The sequence below is a fragment of the Veillonella sp. VA139 genome, assembly GCF_003992005.1.
Taxonomy (GTDB): Bacteria; Bacillota; Negativicutes; order Veillonellales; family Veillonellaceae; genus F0422.
In genome coordinates this window covers 1-2,759 of sequence record NZ_RQVL01000053.1, presented here as the reverse complement: position 1 = coordinate 2,759, position 2,759 = coordinate 1, and the positions used below count along the sequence as shown (strand labels likewise).

General features: G+C 34.4%; 3 protein-coding genes. 2 read left to right on the top strand and 1 reads right to left on the bottom strand.

The window, feature by feature from the left end:
- The first annotated feature begins 318 nt into the window (after positions 1-318).
- On the top strand, positions 319-1,314 hold the full coding sequence (locus tag EO125_RS09665) for a site-specific integrase (RefSeq protein WP_127148716.1): 996 nt from the start codon (positions 319-321) through the stop codon (positions 1,312-1,314).
- Positions 1,315-1,435: 121 nt separating this feature from the next.
- Here EO125_RS09665 and EO125_RS09660 read toward each other — a convergent pair whose 3' ends face one another.
- A complete protein-coding gene (locus EO125_RS09660; protein ID WP_127148715.1) occupies positions 1,436-1,753 on the bottom strand; it encodes a LysM peptidoglycan-binding domain-containing protein in 318 nt (105 codons plus the stop codon).
- Between the two features lie 194 nt (positions 1,754-1,947).
- On the opposite strand from EO125_RS09660, the gene lexA reads away from it, so the two are divergent.
- Positions 1,948-2,628 carry a transcriptional repressor LexA gene (gene lexA / locus EO125_RS09655; protein ID WP_127148714.1) on the top strand — a complete coding sequence of 227 codons (681 nt, stop codon included), beginning with the start codon at positions 1,948-1,950 and terminating at the stop codon, positions 2,626-2,628.
- Positions 2,629-2,759 lie beyond the last annotated feature (131 nt).

Here is a 2,759-nt window from a genome sequence, read left to right as displayed (position 1 = left end):
ATTTACTGGTAGTGCATTTAATAAATTTGTGTTAGTATTAGTCATAAGAACTGAACCTTCTTTCTGTGATTTTTATTAGACACTTAAATCTTAAAGAAGTTCAGTTCTTTTTTTAATACTAACTAAACATGTTTACACAAAATATTTTACACTGTCATGACTAAGTATATAAACTATTGGTAAAAACAGCATATTTGCCATTTATTTTGGCTTATGATATAATTACTTCCGATAACGATATATTATCGGAAGTATTTTTTTAGTTAAAAAATAGCTATATAGTTATAAATACTACTATGTAGCCCGTTTGAGGCCTTTATGAGTCAATCTAACACACACTTCTATTTACGTAATTATAAAGAGATCATGAACAACTCTAAGCTTAGTGACAAAGCAAAATCTAGTATTCTATTATCTAAGGCAGAAAATACAGTAGATGCCTACGAATCTGATTGGATGGATTTTGTGGATTGGTGTCAACATAAACAGGAATCCTTTTTTCCTAGTTCACCAGAAATTATTGTCAATTATATCAATGATTTAGCTGACTATGCTAAAGCTAATACCATATCACGTCGCATTAGCGCTTTATCGGAAAACTTTAATGCTTCTGGAATTGAAAGTAACCCTTGTAGCGCTCCTATCGTTAAACAAGCTATGCGAGGTATCCGTCGCTCCTTAGGTACATATCAACAAGGTAAAACGCCTGTACAACTGGATGATCTTATGGATATCATAGACTATATGGAAACGGCTGATATAGCTCCAATACAAAAGCTCCGTGATAAAGCTATTTTATTATTAGGATTTATGGGAGCCTTTCGACGTAGCGAATTATCAGCATTAACTGTAGAATCATTAAAGTTTCTGCCACAAGGTCTAGAAATCTTCGTATCAAGCTCAAAAGCTGACCAAGAAGGTCAAGGTGCCATTGTAGCAATACCTTATATAGATAATGAAGCATTATGTGCCGTAAGAGCCGTAAAAGCATGGCTACGATTTATTCCTATTACTACAGGTCCTATTTTTCGAGGATTTACAAAAAGTATGAGCCTACGCAAAACAGCTATCAGCGATAAAAGTATTGCAGAGATTGTAAAATACTATATGGCGGCCATTGGTGAAGATCCATCCTTATATGGGGCTCATAGTCTACGTCATGGCTTTGCTACCACAGCCGCCCATTATGGCGTAGAAGAACGTAATATAATGAGACAAACACGTCATCATAGTGTCAATATGGTTCGACGCTATATTAATGAAGCCAACAAATTTGTAGATAACCCCATATCTTCTATATTTAATCGTAAATAAGAGGACACTTTTTAGACACAAAAAAGACTGCCCTATGAGTGGTACATAGGATATGCAGTCTTTTTGTCTTTTTTTGAATATGTATGTTTTCTTATTTTTTAGAACATATACTTACTATATATCAATTATTTGCCCAAGCAGTAATAAAAACGAACATAGTTTTTTCTTTCAATGTAGGAATCATTAGAGTTTCACCCGCACGTAACGCAGTGCCATGTTGTAAATGATTAATTTCCTCTATAGCTACGATATACTCGCGAATATCAATATCTTCTGTATGTGCCAATGCCTTTTGAGAAATACTCCACAAGGTATCACCAGCATCAACTTGTACAGTTTTTATATTTTGTAAATCCATCTCTAATGTTGTTGTATTGACTATGCTATTCACTACAAATATCATTGTTATCAATATTACTATACGAAACATCTTATTCATATTCTACACCTCTTTAACAATATCGAACAAAATTAAGGGTACATCTGTTTGTTTACGTGTATATTCTAGCACACATACAAATGTTTGGTCAAGCATATTTTTTTTAGAACGCATATTTGACAATTTTCGATACTATCCTTATAATAAGAGTATAGATTAGATTTCGTATTATTTTAGAATGAGAGGTTATTTCCTTGAGACGTCCTGCAACAGATATAAATAGTAAGCAACAAAAAATTTTGGATTTTATTATTAAAAGTTTACAACAACGGTATCGCTGCCCAAGTGTCCGTGAAATTGGTGACTATATGGGCTTGAGTTCCACTTCCACAGTGCAAAGTCACTTGAATACATTGGAAAAATTTGGCTATATTACTCGTGATGCTAACAAAAATAGATCCATCACAGTTGTAAACATGCCTGATATTCCCCAAGTAGAAATGAATGAAGAAACACATGAAGTCACGTCCAGTGCAGAATTTAATTTTCTTGAGGCTGGTCTTCGTAGAGTGCCTTTGATTGGTACCGTACAAGCAGGACTTCCCGTTACTGCCATTGAAAACCGTGAGGATGAATTCGTATTACCCACTGCCCTATTAGGAACATCAGAATGCTTTCTATTACGTGTGCGTGGTGAATCTATGAGAGATATAGGTATGTACGAGGGGGACTTACTTATAGTTCGTAATCAATCCACCGCCAATAATGGTGATATTGTTGTAGCCCGCATTGATGATGAGGCTACAGTTAAACGTTTCTATCGTGAAGCTGATTATATTCGTTTAATGCCAGAAAATGAAGACTTTGAACCTATTATCACGCGAAATTGTGTCATTGAGGGGCGTGTTATTGGGCTCATTCGAGATCATATTTAATGAATAACATAAACAAAAAGTAGAGGATATGTAAGACCCTCTACTTTTTTTATTGGCTCTTTGTCAAGTTTTGGGGACAGCAATTAATCTATTCAGTTTCTTTCATATAAGAACTGTATAAAAATGTAAAT